Consider the following 21,959-nt stretch of genomic DNA (forward strand, 5'->3'; position numbering starts at 1 on the left):
CTTATCAATTCAATAACAGATTAAAATATCCATTCTGCACCGACGTGTCATCGTGATACCGGATGCAGCCTAATTTTTGCTTTGCACCTGCACCTGTCAGACGCAGAGTCCGGCAATGCAGCTGGTGCAGGATCGCCTGTGCCAGCTCATCCTGCTGCACACCGCAAATTTCCTGCGCCCACAGCTTGTCGGCGCCATCGTTCCAGACGAACGCATACGCGGTCAATGTCCCATCTTGCTCCAGACCATAGACACCCGCACCGAGCGCATCGAACAATGCAATCTGCTGCTCCCAATCCGATTGTGAGCGCAGCAGACGCATATCCTGTGCCTGCATATACAAGCGGTTTAGCGCCGGAATATCTGCGCCGGTTATGCGGCGCAGCGTGCCCGCGGTATTCTGTGTTTCTGCACACGTAACGATGCGGTCGGATACATAAAATGCGGTTCGATAGCCAAACTGCTCATAAAACCCGTACAGCCATTCCTCCTGCGGAATCAGGATAGATGCCGCTCTGCCTTGTTTGACATCCAGTTCAAACGAGGCCTGCAGCAAACGATCCATGCGGTGCTGTCTGCGGTACTCCGGTGCCGTGCAGGCGCCGTAAATATAGGTCACCGGACGCACACCGCGGCTGTCGCGCAGCTGATACGGCAGCATTTGCACCATAGCACACAGCACGCCGTCCTCTTCATCAACGAGTGTCACATCCGAACGATAGATGTTCGCAAAGAACCATTCTCGAAATGCCTCGTCACCTGGGAAGCAGCGTGTCCATAAATCAATGACCGCGTTCAAGTCCTGCTGTGCCGCAAATCGAATCATGCCTTCACCGCCATGTACTTCTTGCCCATCATGACCGGATGATAGGACAGCTTTGCCTTGCGCAGTCCTTCCAGACCCAAATCGTCCTCTCGGTTGACGTAGGTATACCCGTCCATGACGTGCTGCACAAACTGCTGGTTAATCATCGGATATGCGCCGGGAATCGATGCCTCTGCCTTTTCCAGCTGCACGACAAACGTGTCATGGCTGACAGGACATCCCATCGTAAACGCAATGACCTTGCCATCCAGACGCAATATGCCGCCCTGCATACCGAGCGCTTCTCGATGATTGAGCGCCAGCGACACCGCGCAGGTTTCACCGGAGTACATCAGACCGTTCGGACAATTGTCGCCGTCCTGCGCCCAGTGAATATGGAAGTCATACGCCTCCTGCTTGTTTTCATCGGTGATGGGTTCATATGACCAGCGGCCCTCGTAGGTCTTTTTAAAGCGGTTGACAAAATTGCGCTTGGACTGCAGCTTTTTGCCGGACAATGTTGCCATTTTGCTGACATCATAGATATAATCTGCGCCGTCAATATAATCAGAAATCATATAATATCCCGGCAAAACCGCCTCAAATTCTGCGATCATATCTTCCGGAATGCAGCAAAGGGTGAATGGTATGCCGCGTTCCTCCGCATCTGCCTCCAAGTCCAACATGACCCTTTTCAGATCACCGGAGCCAATCGGAGAGAGATACATCGGGGTTTTATCCGGAAATGTTTCCATCTTGATGAGCAAATATCCTTCGTGCACGCAAATCTGCGTGTTGTAATGATCTTTCCAAATAAATAAATCCGTGAAGCAGTGCTCGCACAGGCGATAGTTCTGCTTGGACAGGCAAGCCTCTGCTTCTGTTTTGTCTTCTAATCGAATGGGGTGAAATGCTAACATAAAAAGAGAGATCTCCTTTAGAGAATCGTGTGAAGTACCTCGTCTACCAGCTGTGACGAAATATCTTCAATTGTGCGAATGGTTTTGCCGTCTGTGCACCGAATGCGGTGCCAGCCGAACTGCTCGGCGAGTTGAGAAGCCGTTTGATAGCACTGCTTCAAGTAACCGAGATCTTTTTCGTGGATGTCCTGTGTTTTTCCCTTCCGGTGCTCCAACAGATTCTTGACAGCTTCTGTAGGCATATCCAAAAAGAACACGTGATCCGGTGCCGGAATGCCCATGATGCGGTATTCAAAGTCGAACAGCCAGTCGAGAAAAGCCTTTTGTTCGTCACCTTCCAGCTTTGAGGCCTGATGCACGGCGTTGGAGGTTGTATAGCGATCCGCCAAAATGAGACCGCCGTTTTCATAATAGTCTTTCCACTCTGTCTGATAGGATGCATATCTGTCCACAGCAAAGAACGTCGATGCCGTGTACGCGCTGACATCGTCCGGATGTGTACCGAACTGCCCGCCCAGATACATGCGAATGAGTGCGGAAGATTCTTCTTTGTAGCGCGGGAACACCAGACGGCGGTACTCTATGCCGCGCGCATCCAGTGCCTGACACAGCCGCTCAAATTGGGTGGATTTGCCTGAGGCGTCCGTTCCCTCTAAAACCAGCAGTTTTCCGCTCATTTTGCACACTCCTGACGAATTTTTTCGTACTTGGCGCGGACTTCCGCAGCTTTTCCGCAGGTCATCTTGCCCTCGGAACAGGCACCGCAGGTGCAGGCAGGACCTGCCTTGCGGAACAGTGTCGGTGCAACCGCGCAAACCTGCTTGTACATCTCCTCTGCCAATTCACGGATTTCCCATTGCGCGCGATTGCAGCAGCGCAGACGGAAGAAGTTATGCAGAGAACGTGCATTGGCAGTCATGACCATTTTGGTCGCGCAGGCATTCGGCAGCACATAGCGTGCGTCCTCAATTGCCTTTTTTTCCGCCTTGCGGCGGGCTTCTTTTTCCGTGCAGCCCTCATCCAGAAAGGTCTGCATGTGCTTCTCTTGCAGAATTGCCGTCAGATTCTCATACATTTTCTGATCATCCGCCATTGCCTGCAAAAATGCCGCTTTTGCTTCCGGAATTGCCTCGATTTCGTGCGGAACGACGAATTCAAACGCATTTTCCTTGACGTAACGCTGTGACTGGACGCTAAACGACGCCATGCGGTGGCGCGTAATCTGTGCCAGCAGAGAGCGGGATACGCCTTCGATAGCAAACGTAAACGAAGCGTGCTCAATCGGGCTTTCGTGTCCGATATCCGTGAGCATCGTCAAATACGATTGTGTGGTTTGTTCATCCAAACCATCCAGCAGCGTATCCACCGTTGCCGCAGAATAGCAGGTTTTTGCGGCAGCAGAGATCAGCTGTTCCGGAGACGGGGTGCAAGCGATCAGTTTCACATTCATATTGGTAAACTTCCTTATTTCTTAGTTTTCTTTTCCTGTGATTTTCGCGCCAATTACAGTGAGCAGGAACTTCGGCAGCGCAGCCATGCGCTTGGCACGCCATGGCTCCTTCTTGAGGCGATAGAACCACTCCAGACCATGATCGACATAGAAGTCCGGTGCGCGCTCTACCACGCCTGCATAGACATCCAGCGAGCCGCCCAAGCCGCACAGCAGCGTGCCGTTGAGCTCGTCGATGTGCGTATTCATAAAGATTTCCTGTTTCGGTGCACCCAAGCAAACCAAAATGACATCCGAGTGACCGGCGGCATTGATGTCCTGAACCGCCTGCTCCTCACTCTTAAAGTAGCCGTCTCGGCAGCCGTTGATAATGAGATTCGGGTGCTTTTTCTTCAGGTTTTCCGCAGCCTTTTGCGCAACGCCCGGCTTTGCACCGAACAGAAACAGACTTCTGCCTTCCTTTTCCATTTCCGCAATCAAATCAGCGGCAAATTCGATACCAGCAACCTTTTCCGTCAGCGGCTTTTTCAAAATCTTTGCAGCATGAACAATGCCGATGCCGTCGGAAAGAACCAGCGTTGCCGCATTGAGCAGCTTTTTGAGCTGCGGATTGTTGCGTGCCATATATACAATCTCAGAGTTCGGCGTGACGACATAGCCCTTCTTGCCCTGCCGAATCGCCTCCATTGCCCGCTGGACTGCTTCTTGCTTGGTGATGGCATCGAATTTGACGCCAAGGATGGAAACCTTATTCATTCCTTCACCCTCCTTTTGTGAAATCATCAATTATTTATTATAGCATAGCCTATTCAAAAGGGAAAGAAAAATCGCAGCAATCTACATTTTCGGTCAATTATAGCAGGTTGATTCCCTCATTTCAACCAAAATTGTGTAAACAAATTCATAAGAATGCCGCTCCCTCTGTTTTGAAAGGAGCGGCATGGAATATGTGATGTTACAGGGTTACCTTGCGGAAGGACTTCTTACCCTTGCGGATAATCATGCCATCTCCGGCAAACGCATCTGCACCGTATGCAGCATACACGTCGGTAACCTTCGTGTCATTGATGGTCAGACCGCCCTGCTGGATGGTGCGGCGTGCTTCGCTCTTAGACTTTACCAGACCGGTCTTTACCAGCAGATCCATCGCGCCGATTTCACCGTCGGTCAGATCCTCTGCGGTCAGCGCGGTGGTCGGCATATCAGCGGAAGCGCCGCCGGAGAATGCAGCCTTGGCAGCATTCATTGCCTTTTCTGCCTCTTCCTTGCCATGAACCATGGCTGTAATCTCATATGCCAGACGCTCCTTTGCCTTGTTCAGACCAGCGCCTTCCAGCTTCTCGTACTCTGCGATTTCTTCCAGAGGCATAAAGGTCAGCATCTTCATAACGCGGATGACGTCTGCGTCATTGATGTTTCTCCAATACTGGAAGAACTCATACGGGGAAGTTTTCTCCGGATCCAGCCATACAGCGCCCTTTTCCGTCTTGCCCATCTTCTTGCCCTCAGAAGTGGTCAGCAGAGTAAAGGTCAGGCCGTATGCATCGTCCTTGCCGTCTACGCGGCGAATCAGATCAGCGCCGTTGATGATGTTCGACCACTGGTCATCGCCGCCCAGCTCCAGATGGCAGCCCATCGTGCGGTACAGATGCAGGAAATCGTAGCTCTGCAGCAGCATGTAGTTGAACTCAATGAAGCTCAGACCCTTCTCCAGACGGGTCTTGAAGCACTCAGCCGTCAGCATACGGTTGACGGAGAAATGCACGCCCACTTCACGCAGGAAGTCCATGTAGTTAAACTTGAGAATCCAGTCCGCGTTGTTGAGCATGGTTGCCTTGCCGTTGTCAAAATCAACCAGACGGCGCATCTGCTTGCGGAAGCACTCGGCGTTGTGGTCGATTTGCTCCTTGGTCAGCATCTTGCGCATATCGGTCTTGCCAGTCGGATCGCCGATCATGGTCGTGCCGCCGCCGATCAGTGCAATCGGATGGTGGCCGGCCTTCTGCAGGCGGGACATAACAACCAGCTGCAGGAAATGGCCGACGTGCAGCGAATCAGCCGTTGCGTCAAAACCAATATAGAATGCAGTCTGATGGTTATCCAGCAGATCGCGGACTTTTTCTTCGTTTGTGCACTGGGCAATTAAGCCGCGTGCCTGAAGTTCTTCGTAAACTTGTGACATCGTTTTGAATCCCTTTCTGTTTTTATAAGCAAACCGATAATCCGGTTACTTTTTCTTGTTTGCCGCCGCGCGTTCCAGCAGCTCCGCGGCGTTTTGCATGGAGAGCTCCGTGATGGCATCACCGGACAGCATACGCGCCAGCTCGCTCACCCGTTCTTCCTCGGTCAGAGAGAACACGTCGGTAAACGTATATTCTTCCGACAGCGATTTTTTGATGAGCAAGTGATGATCACCCATCGCAGCCAGCTGCGGCAAATGTGTGACGCACAGCGTTTGCTTTCTGCGTGAAATTTCTCCGAGCTTGAGCGCAATCTTTTGCGCCGCTCTGCCGCTGACGCCGGTATCAATCTCATCAAAAATAAGTGTACCCACATCTTCCGTCTGCGTCAAGACATTTTTTATCGCCAGCATGATGCGGGACAACTCACCGCCCGATGCAATCTTGCTCAGCGGCTTGACCGGTTCGCCCGGATTGGTCGAAATCAAAAAGCGCACTTCATCCATGCCGTGCGGATTGAGCTTGGTCTGGCTGGAGACTTGAATGCTGATGCGAACCTTCGGCATATCCAGATCCTTGAGCTGCGCAACAATCTTTGTTTCCAGCTCCTCCGCTGCCTGTCTGCGGCGCTTGGACAACTCGCTGGCGATTTCTCGCGCGCGGGTCAGCGTCCGATGGTATTCCTCCATCATCTCGTCCTTGCGGTCATCCGCATTTTCCAACTCGCCCAGCTCTTTGGATGCCTTGTCATGATAAGAGAGCACTTCTTCGATGGTTGCGCCATACTTGCGGCGCAGACGGTAAATCACATCCAGCCGTTCTTCTACGGCATCGCGCTCCTTGGGCGAAAAATCGACATCTGCCGCCAGCATAGCGACCGATGCCGCCAAATCCTCGACCTGATAGCGCGCTTCTTCGGCTTTTTGCGACAAATTATTCAAGTCCTGAGATAACGCCGCCACATCAGCCAATTCGTCTGCCGCGCGCGACAGCAAGTCCATCGCGCCGTCATCTTCTTCGCCGCCGGAAAGCAATTTGCTTGCCGCCTGCAGCGAATACGCCAGCTGTCCGGCATTTTCAAAAAATTGCCGCCGTTCGGTCAGCATTTCTTCCTCTCCCGGCTGCAGCTGTGCCGCTTCGATTTCATCTATCTGATATCGAAGCATATCAATGCGCTGTTCGCGCTGCTGTCCGCTTTTCTCTAGTTCCCGAATTTTGCTACGCAGGGTGTGCAGCTCTGCATACATCGGGCGAAACTGCTCCAACAGCGTTTCCGCCTCGAAAAAGCTGTCCAAAAAGTCAATGTGATATTCTTCCTGCATCAACTTCTGACCGTCATGCTGACCGTGTATATTGATGAGATACGGACTCAGCGTTTTGAGCACAGACGCAGATACCGGACGCATATTGACACGGCACACGCTGCGCCCTTCTGCCGACAGCTCGCGCTGGATGCGAACGGTTCCGTCATCCTCCGTGTCCAAGCCCAGTTCTTCCAGCTGGCGCTTGAGCGCTGCGGGAATATCTTCAAATACCGCACTGACAAAGCCTTTTTTTGCGCCGCTGCGAATGAGTTCGCGGCTGGTGCGCTGTCCCAAAATCGCGCCGATGGAATCAATAATAATGGATTTGCCGGCACCCGTCTCGCCTGTCAGCACGGTAAATCCCGGCTGCAGAACAATGTCTGCCTGTTCAATGATAGCAATGTTTTCAATGTGAAGCAGACTCAGCATAATGGCACCTCTTTTATTTCAAGTTTTTCTTGGTAGCTTCGCAAAATTCAACCGCGCTCTCGTTGTCCTTCATTGCAATGAATACCGTGTCATCGCCGCTGATAGAGCCCAGTGCGTTGGGAAGCCGCATGGCATCAATCGCATTGGCTGCCGCAGGCGCCAGCGCCGGAAACGTCTTAATCACGACCAGATTCTGTGCCGCTGCAACGCTGGTTACACACTCTCGAAAGATGTTCTGCAAGCGGCTGGCATAACTGTTCTCTGCCTCTTGTGCAGATGTCGCATAGCGATATTTGCCGGACGGAGACAGAATTTTAATCAGACGCAGTTCCTTGATATCGCGGGAAACCGTCGCCTGTGTGGTCTCATAGCCTAACAGACGCAGGCGCGAGGAAAGTTCCTCCTGCGTCTCAATCTCATTGGTCTCAATGAGTTCCAAAATCTTTGCTTGGCGTTGAAATTTCATGATTGTTCCTCTTTTATACGCGCCGAATGGTCAATTTTTCATTTAACAGCGAATAGAAGCTGTTTCCCTTTACGCGAAGCAGCTGGGTGAAGAACGGAGCCTTGCGAATACACACGCGGTCACCGTCCATCAGTTCAAATCCTCTGCGCCCGTCGCAGGACACAAATATCGTCGCATCGTTAAAAAATCGCGGCTCAATGCTGATCTCTCGATGCGGAGAATAGATGTACGATTTCGCGTTTACCTCGTGCGGGCAAATCGGCACAACCGAGATGTTTTCCGCAGACGGCTCGATAATCGGGCCGCCGGCTGCCAAGGAATATGCCGTACTGCCCGTCGGCGTGGCAACGATGACACCGTCGCCGTGTAGAGAGCACACGGGCTGCCGATCACAGAAAATATCCAGCAGGCTGATGCGAAAAATCGAACCGGTCTTGACAATGGCCTCATTCAGCGCCATCGAACGATATACCAGCTGATCCCCGCGAATAACATCAACATCCAGCATCATGCGGTCATCAATCGTATACTTGCCCTCAAAGATGCGCTGAATCATGCGGAACTCCGGAAACTCTACTTCCGTCATAAAGCCTACGTGTCCCATATTCACGCCGAAAATCGGCACATGATACGGGGCTGCGTGCTGCGCCATGGAGAGAATTGTGCCGTCTCCGCCGAGCACAACGATAAAATCCGCTTCAATCATCGCCTTTTGCAGAGTGTGCACAAGAAATCCGTCTGTATCAATGCCGATTTCCAGTGCCCGTTCCGCCAAAATCACCTCCGCGCCGAACTCTCGAAGGACATCCGCGGCTTGACGAACCGCCAGTCCCATGCCCTCTTTTCCGGTGTTCGGCCAAATCATGACCTTCTTGATGGGATGCTGTAAGCGTTCATTCGTCATGCTTGTCTAACGCTCCATGTGCTTCTGCAACCAAGGCTGCGGTATCTATATCGGCATCCTCTCCGTCTTTGCCGATGTATCCCAAAAATTCGATGTTGCCTTCCGGTCCCTTGATTGGTGAGAAGGTCAGATTATAGACATGGAAACCGGCTTCGTGTGCATTTTCAATAAATGCGTTGAGTACATCCAGATGAATTTCCGGCTCGCGCACCACGCCTTTCTTGCCGACCTTGCCCTTGCCGGCTTCAAACTGCGGCTTAATCAAGCAGGCAATGCGGCCGTGCTCGTTCAATAGCTGTGCAACGACCGGAAGCACCAGTTTGAGCGAAATAAATGACACGTCAATGACGGCGAACTCCGGCACATCGTCCAGCATATCCGGCGTGACCTTGCGGATATTGGTGCGCTCCATGCAGACCACGCGCGGATCTTGGCGCAGCTTCCATGCAAGCTGACCGTATCCGACATCAATCGAATAGACTTTTCTCGCGCCGCGCGTCAGCAGACAGTCGGTAAAACCGCCTGTTGATGCGCCGATATCCATCGCGCACAAATCTTTCGGGTCAATCTGGAAATATGTCAGCGCCTTTTCAATCTTGAGTCCGCCGCGGCTGACAAACGAATTGGTCTTGCCGCGAATCTCAATTTCAGCGTCTTCCGGAATGCTCATGCCGGCTTTGTCCGCCTTCTGGTTATTTACATAAACGATACCGCTCATAATGATCGCTTTTGCGCGCTCACGGGACGGCACCATGCCTTTTTCAAATAGAAGAACGTCCAGTCTCTTCTTTTTCATGCTGTATAGCCTCCAAACAGGTCTTGGCAACTGCGTTGCCGTCTAAATGGTAATATTCGTATATCTGCCGAACAGCTCCCTGCGGCGCAAAACTGCTGTCTGTGTGAAACAGGCGAATCCAGTTCATTTGTATCTGTTGCAGCGCCAGTGTTTCTGCAAGCGCCTGCCCGACGCCGCCTGCGTGCATGACATCCTCTATCACAGCAACGCGGCCGCACTGAGAAACCTGCCGCAAAAATTCATCAGAAAACGCGGCGGTCAAGATATTTATCTTGTATACGGCTGTGGAAACACCGTGTGCCTCCAGAAGCTCTGCCGCTTGCAGCGCCTCATTGATCATGATGCCGTATGACACCAGAGCAACATCCGTGCCTTCCCGCAGACAGACCGCAGCCTGTCCCTGCCAGTGATCTTCGGTATATGCGCCTTCTCCGCCGCGCGGATAGCGCAGTGCAATCGGACCGTCCGTGTGCTGCACCGCACTGCGCAGCATGCCGCGCAGCTCCGCATAGCTGGACGGCGCCAGCAGGGTCATGCCCGGAATCTGACGCAGGAATCCAACATCAAATACGCCGTTATGTGTCGCACCGTCTTCTCCGACAATGCCCGCGCGGTCAATACCCAAAACAATCGGCACATGATCAATCGCCACATCGTGAATAAGCTGGTCATATGCACGCTGCAAAAATGTCGAATACAGCGCGCAGACCGGACGCAGGCCTTGTTTTGCCATGCCGGCGGTCATCGCGACGGCGTGTTCCTCCGCAATGCCGACGTCGAAAAATCGCTGCGGATACAGCTGAGAGAAGGTTCCCAAGCCTGTACCGGACGGCATCGCTGCTGTAATCGCACAGATTTTCGGATTGGTTTTTGCTAAACGCACCAGCTCTTTGCCAAATTCTGTCGAGAAATTGGTCACGGCCTTCTTGAGCGGCTGACCGGTTGCGATATTAAATTTGGAAACACCGTGATATTTGTTCGGCTGCTGCTCTGCGTAGCTGTATCCCTTGCCTTTTTTGGTTTTGACATGGATGAGCACAGGCTTTTTCATGTCCTTTGCGATTTGAAGCAAATCGCAAATCGCCAGCACATCGTGACCGTCTACCGGTCCAAGATAGGTAAAGCCCATCTGCTCAAACATAGAGCACTGCAAAACCATAGACTTGACGGCGCGTTTGGAGCGCGAAATCCAGTTTGCCGCCCGTTCTCCGACGCGAGAGCGGTCGAGCACCTGCTTGACGTCCTGCTTCATGCGGATGTACTCCGGCTGAACGCGCAAATGCTGCAGGTGGCGGCTCATCGCACCGACATTTTTATCAATCGACATGTTGTTGTCATTGAGCACGACAATCAGCGGCTCTTTGCTGGCTCCGGCGGAATTGAGCGCTTCGTATGCCATACCGCCGCTCAGTGCACCGTCACCGATGACTGCGACGACGGAATAGTCTTCGCCCAGCAGCGTGCGCGCATGTGCCATGCCCTGTGCGACAGAAATCGAGCTGGACGCATGTCCTGTAATACACGCATCGTGTATGGATTCCGACGGTTTCAAAAAGCCGGAAATGCCGCCAAACTGCCGCAGCTGACCAAATGCATCTTTTCGTCCCGTCAGAATTTTGTGCGTATAGCACTGATGCCCTACATCAAAGAGCAAGCGGTCACGCGATGTGTCAAAACAACGGTGCAGCGCTATCGTCAGCTCCACCACGCCGAGATTGGACGCCAGATGTCCGCCTGTCTGCGAGACATGATCCAACAAAAACTGCCGAATTTCTCCGCAAAGTTCATCCAATTGTTCTTTTGTCAGTGATCCCAGCATCGAGGGCAAATCGTCCCGATCCAGAAGACCATATCGCATCGTCTCTTTCTGCTTTTCCATCTCTTAACCCCGAATTCCAATAAGATGCCGCGGAATTGCTCCTGCGGCATCTTGTTTATTTTTTCCACGGCAGGATTGACAGCACACGGCCGGTGAGAAACACGATGTCCTCGCTGTGGGAAATCGCGAATGTCTTGCCAATGGCCTTGCCGCCAATTGTCAGCGACGACACACAGCCCGTAATAACCAATGACAGGATGACAGAGCGCACGTCGGTTCCATCCTGCGTCAGCCGCGTAATAATAACAGCACTCGTCGCACCGGAAATGATACCGGAAATGTCACCGACTACGTCGTTGCAGAAGCTGCCGACCTTTTCTGCATTTCGCACGATCCAAATCGCCTGCTTGGCACCATTGACGCGGCGCGCTGCCATCGAGTGAAAGCGTTTTTCCGTTGCAACCGTTGAAGCAACGCCGATAATGTCAAATAAGATGCCTATCGAAATAAACACGAGCAAAATGACAAACGCAATGATGTTTCCTACGCTTTCCAGTGCCCGATTCGATGTGTACGACATGAGTACGGACAGCAGAAAGCTCGTGATGCTGATCGTTGCAATCCATCTCACATTGACGGCATTGCCGTTCTGCTTCTGCTTTGTCTTTTTTTTCGGTTTTCCTGTGTCGCTGTCCAAGTGATGTGTCCTCCATATTCACGATATTTGTATTTATTCTGTTGTAAACATTTTATGATGAATTACATAGTATGTCAAGCGATTTGAATTTCTTTCTAACTTTACACCAAAAAGGCGTGAAAAAAGCGCCGCGTTATCGATGATGTTTCATCGTCAGACGCACGGCGCTTTTGTATGTTTATACAAGGGTGGCAGCAGACAGAGTAAATCTTACGGCTTGAGGTTCGGTTGGATTTCCCCAGAGACGACCAACCGTTGCCAGTTGGCGGTTTCCCATTATGGTCTGTGCCGGGTCGTTACCGATTCCGGTACCGAATTGCCACTTAGTCCGTACTGCAATCCTCTGTCTGCCCAGTTACGACAGTCTAGGCGATTTCCGCGACAGCCAGTCCGACTCTTAGCCTCTTTTGCAAGGTAGGTTTCACGGGTCAATACAGGAGACGATCATGGCCATGACCATGCATCTGCGGACACCCGATCCCCCAGACTCACGCAAGGCAGGCTACGCTGCACACAGCGTCTTTGCAGTCGAGCTGCATTCGCACCGCATTGCAGGTTTATTCCGATCCCGTAAAGAATCCATCAACCCGAAGGTGTATAGGTTCTCTACAGCAACCGGTCTCCACGGTAATAGGAACTATATTCCCATGCCATTGGGAAGCATCCTAAAACCTTAACCCCCAGCATCCACCCCAAACTGGGCGTAAGAAGCAAACACCAGGGACTTCATCGATGTGCCTTTCTACGGATTTTTAGGCCCGTCTTAGGAGTCGAAGCGGCTGACTAGAATACTGCGCCACCGCGTATTACTGTACCATACTCTGCATCATTTTTGCAAGGGATACAGCAATTTATTTACAACAATTTCATCTTTGGTTTGTTTTTAATGGTTGCGATCCGCCAAAGAGTATGCTAACTCCGGCAAAATGCCGGCATCCGCAAATGATGCCAGTGCGTCCACTGCCTGCTGCGACAGCTCGTGCACGAGCGCATGGCACTTTTCCAGTCCGAGCAGCGACGGATAGGTGCTCTTGCCGTTTTCCTCATCCGAGCCAATCGGCTTGCCGAATGTCTCCGCATCGCCTTCAATATCCAGAATGTCGTCCTGAATCTGAAATGCCAGACCGATGCACGCCGCATATGTGGCAGCTGCCTGCGTCTGTTCTGCGGTTGCTCCGCCAATCAAGCAGCCGAGCTGAGCCGCTACGCTGATCAAGGCGCCGGTTTTCAGCTCCTGCAATGTTTTGAGCTGTTCCAGAGAAATGGACGTCTCCTCCGCCTGCATATCTAAAATCTGACCGCCAATCATGCCGTCCATGCCCGACGCACGCGACAGCATGCGAATCGCCTTGACCTGTGTTTCCGCCGACACCAGCTTGGTATTCGCCGGATCAGAAGCCGTTTCAAACGCCAGATTCAGCAGACCGTCACCGGCCAGAACCGCCGTTGCCTCGCCGTATACCTTGTGGTTAGTCAGCTTTCCGCGGCGGAAATCATCATTGTCCATGCACGGCAAATCATCATGAATGAGAGAATACGTGTGAATCATCTCCAACGCGCAGGCGAATGGAAGCGCCGCTTCCAAATTTCCGCCGCACACACGGCAAAATTCCAGTACCAATCCCGGACGCAGACGTTTGCCCCCTGCCATCGCGGAATAGCGGCAGGCCTCAAAGACAACGGCTTGTCCTTTGTCCTCGCTCGGCTGAATATATGTCATCAAACGGTCTTCTACCATCTTGCTGTATGCTGCAAGCTGCTCTTTCAGCGTCATCTGTCATTCTCCTTCCTGCGTGTCAAACGGAATCTCGGTCTCTGCTCCGTCGCGTACGGTTATCATCGTCACCTTTTGCTCCGCCGTGTCCAACAATTGGGACAAATACGCAGACAGCTTGGTGCCCTCCTCAAACAGCGCCATACTCTCGTTCAGCGGTGCTTTGCCGTCTTCGAGAAGCGATACGATTTCTTCCAAGCGCTGCATGGCTTGCTCAAATGTCAAATCTTCCATGCTCATATCCCCTTATACCTTCCGCTTTACCTGCTTAACCGTGCACACGGCGCCGCCCTTGGCAAAGCGAATCGTAATTTCGTCCTCCTTGTGCAGCTTGGCACTGCTGGAAATCACAGCATCGTCTTTGGTCACAACGGAATACCCGCGCGCCAGAACTTTGAGCGGACTGTATGCATCCAGATATGCCGCCTGCTCGACAAATCGCTGCCGATCCGCCGCAACAATCTGCCGCATTGCCGCGGACAATTGACCCGATATGTGTTCCAATTGATACCGCTTATCCTGAATATATCCCAGCGGCGCGCGCAGCTTGCGGCGCTTGTCCAGCGCTTCCAAACGCAGCCGAAAGCCGTGTAACATATCCAACATATCGCCGCGCATGACCGTATTGGCATGATACAGACCGTCTCGAATCGTGCGCGTGTCTGCCGCAACAATTTCCGCCGCATTGGACGGCGTAGACGCTCTGGCATCCGCGACAAAATCCGAAATGGTAATATCCGGCTCGTGTCCGACGGCGGAAATGACCGGAATTTCTGAAGCATAAAGCGCTCGCGCGACAATTTCCTCGTTAAACGCCCACAAATCTTCCAGAGAACCGCCGCCGCGGCCGACAATCATGACGTCTGCATCATGGCGGCGGTTGACTGCTTCAATCGCCGCAACAATCTGTCCAGCGGCTTCTTTGCCCTGCACAAGCACCGGATAAATAACGACGTGCGCAATCGGATACCGCTGTTTCAGAATGCGCAAAATATCGCGCACGGCGGCACCTGTCGGCGACGTCACAACAGCAATGCGCGCCGGCAGCCGCGGAATCGGCTTTTTATGTCCTTCGTCAAACAGTCCCTCTTGATACAGGCGCTGTTTGAGCTGTTCAAATGCAATCGTCAGCGCGCCGATGCCATCCGGCATCATGTCAGCGACATACATTTGATACTGTCCGCGCTGCGGATATACGCTGATACGCCCCCGCGCAATGACTTTCATCCCGTTTTCCGGCTGAAAGCGCAGACGCGCAGCGTCCGAGCGAAACATCACGGCTGAGAGCACACCGTCCGCGTCTTTCAAAGTAAAATAGTGATGTCCGGACGGATATTTCTTATAGTTTGAGAGCTCGCCTTGAATATATAGATTGCGAAAAGCGTCCTGATCTTCCAGCAGCAGCTTAATCGCGTGATTGACTTGTGTTACAGTATAGATGTTCGCACCAGATTGTCTCATGCCAATTCTCCGCTCAAAATCGCCGCCAAGACCGCAACGCCCACGGCGTTGTCTCCGGACAATACCGGTTCGGCAAACTTTGCCCCGAATTTACGGCGCATTCGTTTTTGCAGCAGCCGATTGGACATGACGCCACCTGCACACAGCACCGGCAAGCCGGTCGCTTGTACTGCCTGTTCGGTCGCTTTGACAACCGCACTAGATACAATATCAATCGCATATCGTGCGACGGTCGGCGCATCAGCGCCTTTTTGATGCAGCTGTTCAATTTTATTCTGCGCACCGGACAGCGAAAAATGAAAATCCATCACTTTGGGCCGAAACGGCTTTTCCGGCTCTTCGCACTGATTCGCCAATTGCTCCAGCTGTGCACCGGACGGAAATGGCAGATGGAGCAGATTTCCTGCGCGGTCAATGAGCTGACCTGCTGCCAAATCATCCGTGCCGCCGACAATTTCTGCCGAAAACAGCTTGCCTTCCGGTTTGACGTGCAATAGTTCGGTCGTGCCGCCGGACAAATGCCATGCCAAAAACGGCTGGCGCAGCAAATCCAGCGCATTCGCGGACAACGCCGCTGCCGCCAAATGCCCCTGCTGATGAGAGACCTCATAAAACGGCACATCGAGCGCGTGTGCCATACTGCGCGCCTGTCCCGCTCCCGCCAGAAAACACGGCATATACGAGCCTTCTACCGCTCTCGGCCGCGTGCTCGCCGCAATGGCGCGAAGATTTTTGCCAAAGCCGGCTTCCAACGCATCGATGCGCGCCGGCAGGTGCAGCACATGCTGAAACAGCGCATCGCTCTGTCTCAGACCAATGCGCCCTTCCGGCACTTCCAGCAGTCTGCCGGAATTTTCCCACTGCATCGTTTCACTGTCAAACAGCGCCGCCGATGTGCGGTAATTGGATGTATCAATACCAAAAAAGCGAGACATTTATTCCGCCTTCTCGTCTGCCTTTTCGCGTGCAACCGCGCCGAGAACGCCGTTGACAAATGCAGATGCTTCCTTGGACTCATACTTCTTCGCAAGCGCAACCGCTTCATCAATTGCGGTGCCTACCGGAACATCGTCTGCGTACTGCATCTCGTACAGCGCCAGACGAAGCAGAGACATCGTCATATGGGTCAGACGATTGGTCTTCCAGTTGGTGGAATGCGCTTCTACCACGGCGTCAAGCTCTGCGTTGTGTGCACAGACGCCGAGAACGGTGTTGCGAATATAAGTCTTCTGCTCTTCCGGCAGCTCACCTGCGTACAGCGCAACATCGCCCGCCAGCGATTCCATGACTTCCTGCTCCAGACGGGCAGAAACGAGTTCTGCGTCATCAAACTGTTTAAAGCTCAATTCAAAAATCAGATGCAGTGCAATTTCTCTTGCTTCTTTTCTTCCCACAGGGATACCTCCGTATTCGGTCAAAACTAGCCATTTTATGATTTAAAATATATTATACAACAAGTCTGCAAAAAAATAAACCCTCGACCGGCGCCGGTCAGGGTTTATTTTACTGTGCTGTGGTTACTGAACCTCAGTAGATACAGCCGTCGACGTCTCAAAGGACACACCGCCCACGTTGATATTTACCGCCGAAGTACGCATACCGGTCATGGACAGAATCGAAGAACGAACTGCCTCCTGCACCTTTTTGCTGACCTCGCAAATATCATAGCCGTACTGTGCGAGCATACTGACCTCGACTTCAACCAGATCACCATGGAACACAACCTTTACGCCCTTCGCCAAGCTCTTCTTGCCCAAAAACTCTGCGACGTTGGTGCCAATGCCGGAATAGAGGTTGCCTACGCCCTCTGTCTCAGATGCCGCAATTGCCGCAATCGACGCGATGACATCCTCAGAAATGCGAACACTGTCCTGTTCGCCGCCGGAAGTCCAGTATTCCTTACCGTCTGCCATAGGTATCACACTCCTTACGATGTGATTATACCATATGGATTGACGTTTGAAAACAAGAAATTAAAAAAAGCCGGATTATTTCGCTTCGCTGACACGCAGCATCGATGCCTGTGCACCGGTTTCAGACAATACCATATCCGAAATTGCCGCTGTAGATGAAGCATTCAGACCGCCCTTTGGTGAAGAAACAATGACGCTGATTGTCTCATCTGAGATATAGACGACCGCGTCGGTATATCCCTTGGATTTGAGCTGGCTTTCCAACCGCTCTTCTTTTACGGTATTGCCTGCGATTTGTGTAATCTTCTCGCTCGCTTGTTTTTTGGCGTCCTCCGATGCACTGTCATCAGAGACGGTTTCCCGCAGCATCGTGAGCGCTTCATCCCGTGCGGTCTCCCGCGACAATCGCGCCTGCGCGAAATAATCGGTTTTCTGCGTTTTCTTCGCAGAACCGTCGGAGGATGCATCTGCCGCCGTATCGGTATTGTCTACCGCTGTGACCGCACCGTACACGCTTCCGCTCGCCTCTGCCTGATCGGCAATGGTCAGTTCGTCCGGTGTCTGAAAATAGCTCCAGTTCAAGTAAACTGCGACGCACAGCATGAGACCAATCACGCCGTATACGGCACCGCGCTTGCGTAAGGATATCATGTTCTCCCTCCTATTGTATTCGTTTGGATACAGATATGTGGTCGCTGGAAATGCCGCACAGAGCAGAGACCGCGTGCACGATTTGCAGGCGAACCGCATCGTCATCCGCGCCCTCGCACAGTATCATCGCGCCGCGAAACGTCGGGTACTTGCTCTTAATCAAAATCGGCGCTTCTCCATAACTGCCGTCCGACAAAATCGACGTCGAACGCTCATACGATTCGCTGCTGTTGTTCTCAGCCGCTTGGCTGGATTCGCTGACGTCCGCCGCATAAACCGATTCCTCTCCGGTCTCCAGAGACAAGAGCACCGTTACGCTCCCTGCACCGTCAATCTGAGACAGACTGTCTGCCACTTGCTGCTGAAACGCCTGCAAATCAAATACCTCGTCTTGTTTCTTCGTCTCCTGCTTCTGTGATCCGGATTCCGGACGCAGATTTCCCGCTGTCAGCACAGCCCCGAGCAAAATGGCAACGACAAAGAACTTATAGCGCTCCCATAAGCGCAGCAGCATTGCCTGATACGATTGTCGCTCCTGCTTCATTGTATGAGAATGCTGTCGGCAGATATGCCGAGCTGCCGCGCAAGTGTCTGCTTGAACGCAGAAAAATCATCTGTCTGTGCTGCCCGCTGCAGGCAAACGCGCTGAATGACGACTTGATTGTCCTCTTGAATCTGTGCCGTCACCTGCGCTTTGCAGGAAAGCTGCCGGCTCTGTGCCATCTGCTCGATGTTCTGTGCGGCTTCTACCTCCACTTCTCGGAGAATCTCCTGCCGGATGAGATCCGTGGTGTCTTGGCTTCGTGCCGTTTGCCGCTCCAGCCGCGGGAGAAAATCGCCGATTGCGTGCGGTGTATATCGCTGCAGCGGCAGTACAAGCGATACAATCAAAAGCAGACCGGTTCCCATTCGAAGCACCTCCTTCATTGCGCCATCCGGAACCATTGCGAGCACGACTGCACCGAACAGAGACGCCGCTGTCACACTCAAAATCATCTGGCGCAGCAGCTCAATCATGTCACCATCACCACCGAATACACCAGCTCAAAAAACAAAATTGCCGAGCAGCTGCCCAACATGCCGAAAATCATACCAATGCTGTCCGCGATGCCGTCAGCCAATCCGCTGAGCAATTTGGGGCAAATCGGCGACAGCACAGCCGCTCCGATTTTGAACGCCAAATAGTTGACGCCAATCCGCAAAAACGGCACAAGACAAATGGCGCAGATACACAGCATGCCAAACACGCCCAGAGAATTTTTGAGTACAACGGCACCCGCCAGCACAGAATCCGTTGCACCGGACAAGATATTCCCGACCAGCGGCACCGACGAATTGAGCGCAAATTTGGCGGCCTTCACCGTCCCTGCATCCATGCCATGGCTGACAGAACCGGAAATCGTGATGTAAAAGAAAAACAGTGTCAGCAGCAGCCTGAGCGAACCGGTAATCAGCCACTTGACGCATGCCGCCAGCCGTTTGAGCATATCATTTCCAATGGCCGTGTTCACGGTGAGAATTGCCACATACGCCGACACAGCCGGAATGTATACACCGGTAATCAAGGAAATGCACAGATCCAGCGCAAACATCGTTCCGCTATACACCAGCGCGGCAGAGGCGGGCGAACCGGACAGTCCAATCGCCGTTGTCATGACCGGTAGCATAGACTTGGAAAAAATTTGTATTTGTTCTGTGGTCTCTCTGCACAAGCTGGTCAGTCCGGCAAGCGTCTGATAGACAGCCGCCGTCATGCCGAGCGCTCCCGCCAGCTGCAAAATCAGCGGAGAAATGCGAGATGTCTTAGAAAAAGCTTCCGCACAGCTGCACAACAGCATCACGGCCGCGGCGCCGGTCAGCGCCGCAACGGCCTCGGCAATTGCACCGCGCTGCTGCTGTTTTGTCTGCCGTAAAATCCGCGAAATACTTTGTGTCAAATCTTCCCCGTCGGAAATTGCGTCTAATACCATCCGGCTCTCGCCATCCAATGTCCGTCGCATATCCGCCTGTCCCTGTGTCTGCCGGTCAGAGAACATCTGCGCCGCATATGCGTGCGGCTGTATCAGGTACTGCACGAAACACAGCCCCAGCAGCATGACAATGACAAAGCGTTTCATACGTCTGCTCCTTGTGTTCGTTACAAAAGCATGGTTTCCAGCAGCGTGAACACCTCCCGCATGAGCGGAATGCACACCGCGATGGCGGCAATCACGCCTGCCAATTCCAATTTGCTGCCCAACGCGCTCTCTCCTGCATCTCTGCACACCTGCGCGGTGATGTGTACGAGAACCGCAATGCCAACTGCCTTGATGACGGGCACATATAGATTGCGGGAAACGCCCACCGCCGTCAAAAATCCGGACAACGCATCGAAAATCTGCCTGACAGGGTCAAGTACGGCGTAAATCAGCAGCAGTCCGCACGCAAGCGACGTGAAAATGGCAAAGACCGGTGAGAGCGGCTTGAGAAATGCGGCAAACAGTGCGCCGCAGACAGCCAATACCGCCAGCTTAAAAATCAAATACATGTTGAATCAACGCAAACAGCTCACTGATTTTCTGTACAATCAGCATCATGACCACAATCAGTCCTGCCAGTGTGGTCATCATCGCCTGTTCTTCTCTCCCTGAGCGGACAAGCAGCTGATTGAGTACCGCAACCAGAATACCGACTGCGGCAATTTTAAAAATCAAATCCACTTCCATAGGCGCATCATTGTCAGATTAAAACCAGTACCAGCAGAATTCCCGCCGCCACGCAGCAGGTGCGGTACACATTTCCTTTGCTTTTCATCTCCATCGAGGCAATATCCAACTGTTTGGTCAGACGCGCTTTCGCATAGGCAATGCTGTTCAGCTGTGCCTGTACGTCATATTTTCCAATGAATTCCGCCAAATCACACAAAATCACAACATCATCTTGCGTGAGCCCGACGGATGCACCGTATTCGCGCATACTTTTCATCCATTTGAACGTCATCGACAAATTGTCATCTTGCCGCATGAGCTGCTGCATGGGCTGGAACAGCCCGCAAATGCTGCTGCGCGTGTCTGCCGCAAGCTTGGCGACAATATCCGGAATGCTCGTCAGATGAAACGACAGCTCTGCCGAAATCATATCCAGCGCAGACAGCATATCACCCAGTGCAATGACGCGCCGCCGAAACTGCTGCCGCTGGGTCATTCCAATGCCGGTAAACGAACCAATTACCAGCAGCGCACCCAAAATCTTTAACATTCCGCTTCTTCCTTTCTCATTCTTATTTAAATCAGGCGCGTCACCTGATGCCCCTGTTCAATACAAAAGATGCGGGCAAAGATTTTTCGTTCCTGCAAGCGCTGATAGAGCGGCCGCAGTTGGAAATCCTCCAAATCCCACGCATGAGCAGACGCGAACACCGCCGTGCCGCAGTGTGCGGCGCATTCTGCGGCATAAATGTCCGCCTCTGAGGTAATTTCATCCAGCAGCAACAGCTGCGGAGACATGGTCTTGACCAGCATCATCGCCGCCTGTGCTTTCGGACAGCCGTCTATCACATCGGTATGCCTGCCAATGTCAAACTGCGGAACGCCGTGATACAGCGCCGCCAGCTCCGCCCGCTCATCCGCCACAGCCGTGCGAACGCCTGCATCGGCGAGCTGACGGGCAATATCGCGCAGCAGCGTCGTTTTCCCCCAGCCCGGCGGGGACAAAAACAGCGTGTTGTACAGGTGCGTGCCATCGCGGATTTGCCGCAGCAGCTCCGGCGAAGCAGCGCCCTTGATCTGGCGGGCGATACGGATATTGAGCGAGGAGATGCTGCGAAAGGAGAGCATAGCTCCGTCTTGTACAGCGGTCTGTCCGCACACGCCAACGCGATGACCGCCGCGCATCGTCAGAAATCCCTGTCGCAGGCTGCCCGCGCACGTGTGCAAAGAATACTCCGCCGCCCGCTCCAGCGTATCTTTGATTTCCGCGCTGTGAAAAACCGATTCTCCGACACGCTGTTCGCTTTCGCCAACGACAATCTGCATCGGCTGTTCGACACGCAGACGAAGCTCTTCACAGCGCGCTTGTGTGTCGATAGGCAGACGGGCCAATGCCTGTCTGCGCTCCGGCAGCAAGCAGGCACAGGCTTGTTTGAGCTGCTGTTCCACAGCAAGCCCTCCTTTCTCCGTGTGATTAATTCAGCTTATGTGTAAAGTCTTGATGATAGAACGAAAACATCTGGGATACCTTTTTGCATATCTTCGGAATCTTTTGCATAGTTATTGATTTTCGTAAAAAAAAATTCCAAAGGTATTGTGAAAATTCCTCAAATATTGTATGATAGATTCAGTTGGTTTATCTAAAAAAAGTATTGTTGATTGATTGATTTGTGTTATTTCATATGTTTTATGATATTAGGAGG

General features: G+C 52.6%; 26 protein-coding genes. All 26 read right to left on the reverse strand.

Annotated features, from left to right (window positions below; translation table 11 throughout):
* Positions 1-4: 4 nt before the first annotated feature.
* Positions 5-826, reverse strand: coding sequence for a GNAT family N-acetyltransferase (locus KQI75_RS02000; protein ID WP_216469005.1), 822 nt, complete (start codon positions 824-826; stop codon positions 5-7).
* Positions 823-1,725: a DUF2156 domain-containing protein gene (locus tag KQI75_RS02005; RefSeq protein WP_216469006.1), complete on the reverse strand. Its 903-nt coding sequence runs from the start codon at positions 1,723-1,725 to the stop codon at positions 823-825. The genes KQI75_RS02000 and KQI75_RS02005 overlap by 4 nt, the downstream gene beginning before the upstream one ends.
* Before the next feature lie 17 nt (positions 1,726-1,742).
* Positions 1,743-2,402 (reverse strand): dTMP kinase, encoded by a 660-nt coding sequence (locus tag KQI75_RS02010; protein ID WP_216469007.1) that lies wholly within the window; start codon positions 2,400-2,402, stop codon positions 1,743-1,745.
* Positions 2,399-3,175 carry an FAD-dependent thymidylate synthase gene (gene thyX / locus KQI75_RS02015; protein ID WP_216469008.1) on the reverse strand — a complete coding sequence of 259 codons (777 nt, stop codon included), beginning with the start codon at positions 3,173-3,175 and terminating at the stop codon, positions 2,399-2,401. Before thyX ends, KQI75_RS02010 begins: the two co-directional genes overlap by 4 nt.
* A gap of 21 nt (positions 3,176-3,196) precedes the next feature.
* Positions 3,197-3,931, reverse strand: coding sequence for a WecB/TagA/CpsF family glycosyltransferase (locus KQI75_RS02020; RefSeq protein ID WP_216469009.1), 735 nt, complete (start codon positions 3,929-3,931; stop codon positions 3,197-3,199).
* Between the two features lie 199 nt (positions 3,932-4,130).
* Positions 4,131-5,357 carry a tyrosine--tRNA ligase gene (gene tyrS, locus KQI75_RS02025; protein ID WP_216469010.1) on the reverse strand — a complete coding sequence of 409 codons (1,227 nt, stop codon included), beginning with the start codon at positions 5,355-5,357 and terminating at the stop codon, positions 4,131-4,133.
* A 45-nt stretch (positions 5,358-5,402) separates the two neighbouring features.
* Entirely contained in the window at positions 5,403-7,088 is a 1,686-nt protein-coding gene (gene recN / locus KQI75_RS02030; protein ID WP_216469011.1) for a DNA repair protein RecN, read from the reverse strand.
* A 13-nt stretch (positions 7,089-7,101) separates the two neighbouring features.
* Positions 7,102-7,554 carry an arginine repressor gene (locus KQI75_RS02035; RefSeq protein WP_216469012.1) on the reverse strand — a complete coding sequence of 151 codons (453 nt, stop codon included), beginning with the start codon at positions 7,552-7,554 and terminating at the stop codon, positions 7,102-7,104.
* Between the two features lie 13 nt (positions 7,555-7,567).
* Positions 7,568-8,458, reverse strand: a complete 891-nt coding sequence (locus KQI75_RS02040) for an NAD(+)/NADH kinase (RefSeq protein WP_216469013.1) — start codon at positions 8,456-8,458, stop codon at positions 7,568-7,570.
* Positions 8,448-9,254 carry a TlyA family RNA methyltransferase gene (locus KQI75_RS02045; protein WP_216469014.1) on the reverse strand — a complete coding sequence of 269 codons (807 nt, stop codon included), beginning with the start codon at positions 9,252-9,254 and terminating at the stop codon, positions 8,448-8,450. Before KQI75_RS02045 ends, KQI75_RS02040 begins: the two co-directional genes overlap by 11 nt.
* Entirely contained in the window at positions 9,220-11,133 is a 1,914-nt protein-coding gene (gene dxs / locus KQI75_RS02050; protein ID WP_246566311.1) for a 1-deoxy-D-xylulose-5-phosphate synthase, read from the reverse strand. The genes KQI75_RS02045 and dxs overlap by 35 nt, the downstream gene beginning before the upstream one ends.
* Before the next feature lie 55 nt (positions 11,134-11,188).
* Positions 11,189-11,770 (reverse strand): hypothetical protein, encoded by a 582-nt coding sequence (locus tag KQI75_RS02055; RefSeq protein ID WP_246566315.1) that lies wholly within the window; start codon positions 11,768-11,770, stop codon positions 11,189-11,191.
* An 883-nt stretch (positions 11,771-12,653) separates the two neighbouring features.
* Positions 12,654-13,544: a polyprenyl synthetase family protein gene (locus KQI75_RS02060; RefSeq protein ID WP_216469015.1), complete on the reverse strand. Its 891-nt coding sequence runs from the start codon at positions 13,542-13,544 to the stop codon at positions 12,654-12,656.
* A 3-nt stretch (positions 13,545-13,547) separates the two neighbouring features.
* The gene (gene xseB, locus KQI75_RS02065) at positions 13,548-13,778 is read right to left on the reverse strand and encodes an exodeoxyribonuclease VII small subunit (protein WP_330655460.1); all 231 of its coding nucleotides are present in this window, start codon (positions 13,776-13,778) and stop codon (positions 13,548-13,550) included.
* A 12-nt stretch (positions 13,779-13,790) separates the two neighbouring features.
* Complete coding sequence (xseA, locus tag KQI75_RS02070; RefSeq protein ID WP_216469017.1) at positions 13,791-15,005, reverse strand: exodeoxyribonuclease VII large subunit; 1,215 nt, start codon at positions 15,003-15,005, stop codon at positions 13,791-13,793.
* The gene (locus KQI75_RS02075) at positions 15,002-15,940 is read right to left on the reverse strand and encodes a Kae1-like domain-containing protein (protein WP_216469018.1); all 939 of its coding nucleotides are present in this window, start codon (positions 15,938-15,940) and stop codon (positions 15,002-15,004) included. The genes xseA and KQI75_RS02075 overlap by 4 nt, the downstream gene beginning before the upstream one ends.
* Positions 15,941-16,399 (reverse strand): transcription antitermination factor NusB, encoded by a 459-nt coding sequence (gene nusB, locus KQI75_RS02080; protein WP_216469019.1) that lies wholly within the window; start codon positions 16,397-16,399, stop codon positions 15,941-15,943.
* 123 nt (positions 16,400-16,522) lie between these two features.
* Positions 16,523-16,918 (reverse strand): Asp23/Gls24 family envelope stress response protein, encoded by a 396-nt coding sequence (locus KQI75_RS02085; protein WP_216469020.1) that lies wholly within the window; start codon positions 16,916-16,918, stop codon positions 16,523-16,525.
* Positions 16,919-16,993: 75 nt separating this feature from the next.
* Positions 16,994-17,569, reverse strand: coding sequence for a SpoIIIAH-like family protein (locus KQI75_RS02090; RefSeq protein ID WP_216469021.1), 576 nt, complete (start codon positions 17,567-17,569; stop codon positions 16,994-16,996).
* Between the two features lie 10 nt (positions 17,570-17,579).
* Positions 17,580-18,113 carry a hypothetical protein gene (locus KQI75_RS02095; RefSeq protein WP_216469022.1) on the reverse strand — a complete coding sequence of 178 codons (534 nt, stop codon included), beginning with the start codon at positions 18,111-18,113 and terminating at the stop codon, positions 17,580-17,582.
* On the reverse strand, positions 18,110-18,586 hold the full coding sequence (locus KQI75_RS02100; protein WP_216469023.1) for a stage III sporulation protein AF: 477 nt from the start codon (positions 18,584-18,586) through the stop codon (positions 18,110-18,112). Before KQI75_RS02100 ends, KQI75_RS02095 begins: the two co-directional genes overlap by 4 nt.
* On the reverse strand, positions 18,583-19,686 hold the full coding sequence (locus KQI75_RS02105; protein ID WP_216469024.1) for a stage III sporulation protein AE: 1,104 nt from the start codon (positions 19,684-19,686) through the stop codon (positions 18,583-18,585). The genes KQI75_RS02100 and KQI75_RS02105 overlap by 4 nt, the downstream gene beginning before the upstream one ends.
* A 20-nt stretch (positions 19,687-19,706) precedes the next feature.
* Complete coding sequence (locus KQI75_RS02110) at positions 19,707-20,096, reverse strand: stage III sporulation AC/AD family protein (protein ID WP_216469025.1); 390 nt, start codon at positions 20,094-20,096, stop codon at positions 19,707-19,709.
* Positions 20,080-20,274, reverse strand: coding sequence for a stage III sporulation protein AC (gene spoIIIAC, locus KQI75_RS02115; RefSeq protein ID WP_216469026.1), 195 nt, complete (start codon positions 20,272-20,274; stop codon positions 20,080-20,082). Before spoIIIAC ends, KQI75_RS02110 begins: the two co-directional genes overlap by 17 nt.
* 13 nt (positions 20,275-20,287) lie before the next feature.
* Positions 20,288-20,806 carry a stage III sporulation protein AB gene (locus KQI75_RS02120; RefSeq protein WP_216469027.1) on the reverse strand — a complete coding sequence of 173 codons (519 nt, stop codon included), beginning with the start codon at positions 20,804-20,806 and terminating at the stop codon, positions 20,288-20,290.
* Positions 20,807-20,832: 26 nt separating this feature from the next.
* Positions 20,833-21,705: a stage III sporulation protein AB gene (locus KQI75_RS02125; RefSeq protein WP_216469028.1), complete on the reverse strand. Its 873-nt coding sequence runs from the start codon at positions 21,703-21,705 to the stop codon at positions 20,833-20,835.
* Between the last annotated feature and the right edge of the window lie 254 nt (positions 21,706-21,959).

Origin of the sequence: Butyricicoccus intestinisimiae (assembly GCF_018918345.1) — a bacterium.
In the GTDB taxonomy this organism is placed as follows: Bacteria; Bacillota; Clostridia; order Oscillospirales; family Butyricicoccaceae; genus Butyricicoccus_A; species Butyricicoccus_A intestinisimiae.

Coding starts and splice junctions, on each gene's coding strand:
- KQI75_RS02000 (WP_216469005.1), bottom strand. CDS start 826: ATGATTCGATTTGCGGCACAGCAGGACTTGAACGCGGTCATTGATTTA.
- xseB (WP_330655460.1), bottom strand. CDS start 13,778: ATGGAAGATTTGACATTTGAGCAAGCCATGCAGCGCTTGGAAGAAATC.
- spoIIIAC (WP_216469026.1), bottom strand. CDS start 20,274: ATGGAAGTGGATTTGATTTTTAAAATTGCCGCAGTCGGTATTCTGGTT.
- KQI75_RS02120 (WP_216469027.1), bottom strand. CDS start 20,806: ATGTTAAAGATTTTGGGTGCGCTGCTGGTAATTGGTTCGTTTACCGGC.
- KQI75_RS02100 (WP_216469023.1), bottom strand. CDS start 18,586: ATGATTGAGCTGCTGCGCCAGATGATTTTGAGTGTGACAGCGGCGTCT.
- KQI75_RS02060 (WP_216469015.1), bottom strand. CDS start 13,544: ATGACGCTGAAAGAGCAGCTTGCAGCATACAGCAAGATGGTAGAAGAC.
- xseA (WP_216469017.1), bottom strand. CDS start 15,005: ATGAGACAATCTGGTGCGAACATCTATACTGTAACACAAGTCAATCAC.
- KQI75_RS02090 (WP_216469021.1), bottom strand. CDS start 17,569: ATGATATCCTTACGCAAGCGCGGTGCCGTATACGGCGTGATTGGTCTC.
- dxs (WP_246566311.1), bottom strand. CDS start 11,133: ATGGAAAAGCAGAAAGAGACGATGCGATATGGTCTTCTGGATCGGGAC.
- KQI75_RS02045 (WP_216469014.1), bottom strand. CDS start 9,254: ATGAAAAAGAAGAGACTGGACGTTCTTCTATTTGAAAAAGGCATGGTG.
- KQI75_RS02005 (WP_216469006.1), bottom strand. CDS start 1,725: ATGTTAGCATTTCACCCCATTCGATTAGAAGACAAAACAGAAGCAGAG.
- thyX (WP_216469008.1), bottom strand. CDS start 3,175: ATGAATGTGAAACTGATCGCTTGCACCCCGTCTCCGGAACAGCTGATC.
- KQI75_RS02020 (WP_216469009.1), bottom strand. CDS start 3,931: ATGAATAAGGTTTCCATCCTTGGCGTCAAATTCGATGCCATCACCAAG.
- KQI75_RS02010 (WP_216469007.1), bottom strand. CDS start 2,402: ATGAGCGGAAAACTGCTGGTTTTAGAGGGAACGGACGCCTCAGGCAAA.
- KQI75_RS02110 (WP_216469025.1), bottom strand. CDS start 20,096: ATGTATTTGATTTTTAAGCTGGCGGTATTGGCTGTCTGCGGCGCACTG.
- KQI75_RS02040 (WP_216469013.1), bottom strand. CDS start 8,458: ATGACGAATGAACGCTTACAGCATCCCATCAAGAAGGTCATGATTTGG.
- KQI75_RS02075 (WP_216469018.1), bottom strand. CDS start 15,940: ATGTCTCGCTTTTTTGGTATTGATACATCCAATTACCGCACATCGGCG.
- KQI75_RS02035 (WP_216469012.1), bottom strand. CDS start 7,554: ATGAAATTTCAACGCCAAGCAAAGATTTTGGAACTCATTGAGACCAAT.
- tyrS (WP_216469010.1), bottom strand. CDS start 5,357: ATGTCACAAGTTTACGAAGAACTTCAGGCACGCGGCTTAATTGCCCAG.
- KQI75_RS02085 (WP_216469020.1), bottom strand. CDS start 16,918: ATGGCAGACGGTAAGGAATACTGGACTTCCGGCGGCGAACAGGACAGT.
- recN (WP_216469011.1), bottom strand. CDS start 7,088: ATGCTGAGTCTGCTTCACATTGAAAACATTGCTATCATTGAACAGGCA.
- KQI75_RS02095 (WP_216469022.1), bottom strand. CDS start 18,113: ATGAAGCAGGAGCGACAATCGTATCAGGCAATGCTGCTGCGCTTATGG.
- KQI75_RS02105 (WP_216469024.1), bottom strand. CDS start 19,686: ATGAAACGCTTTGTCATTGTCATGCTGCTGGGGCTGTGTTTCGTGCAG.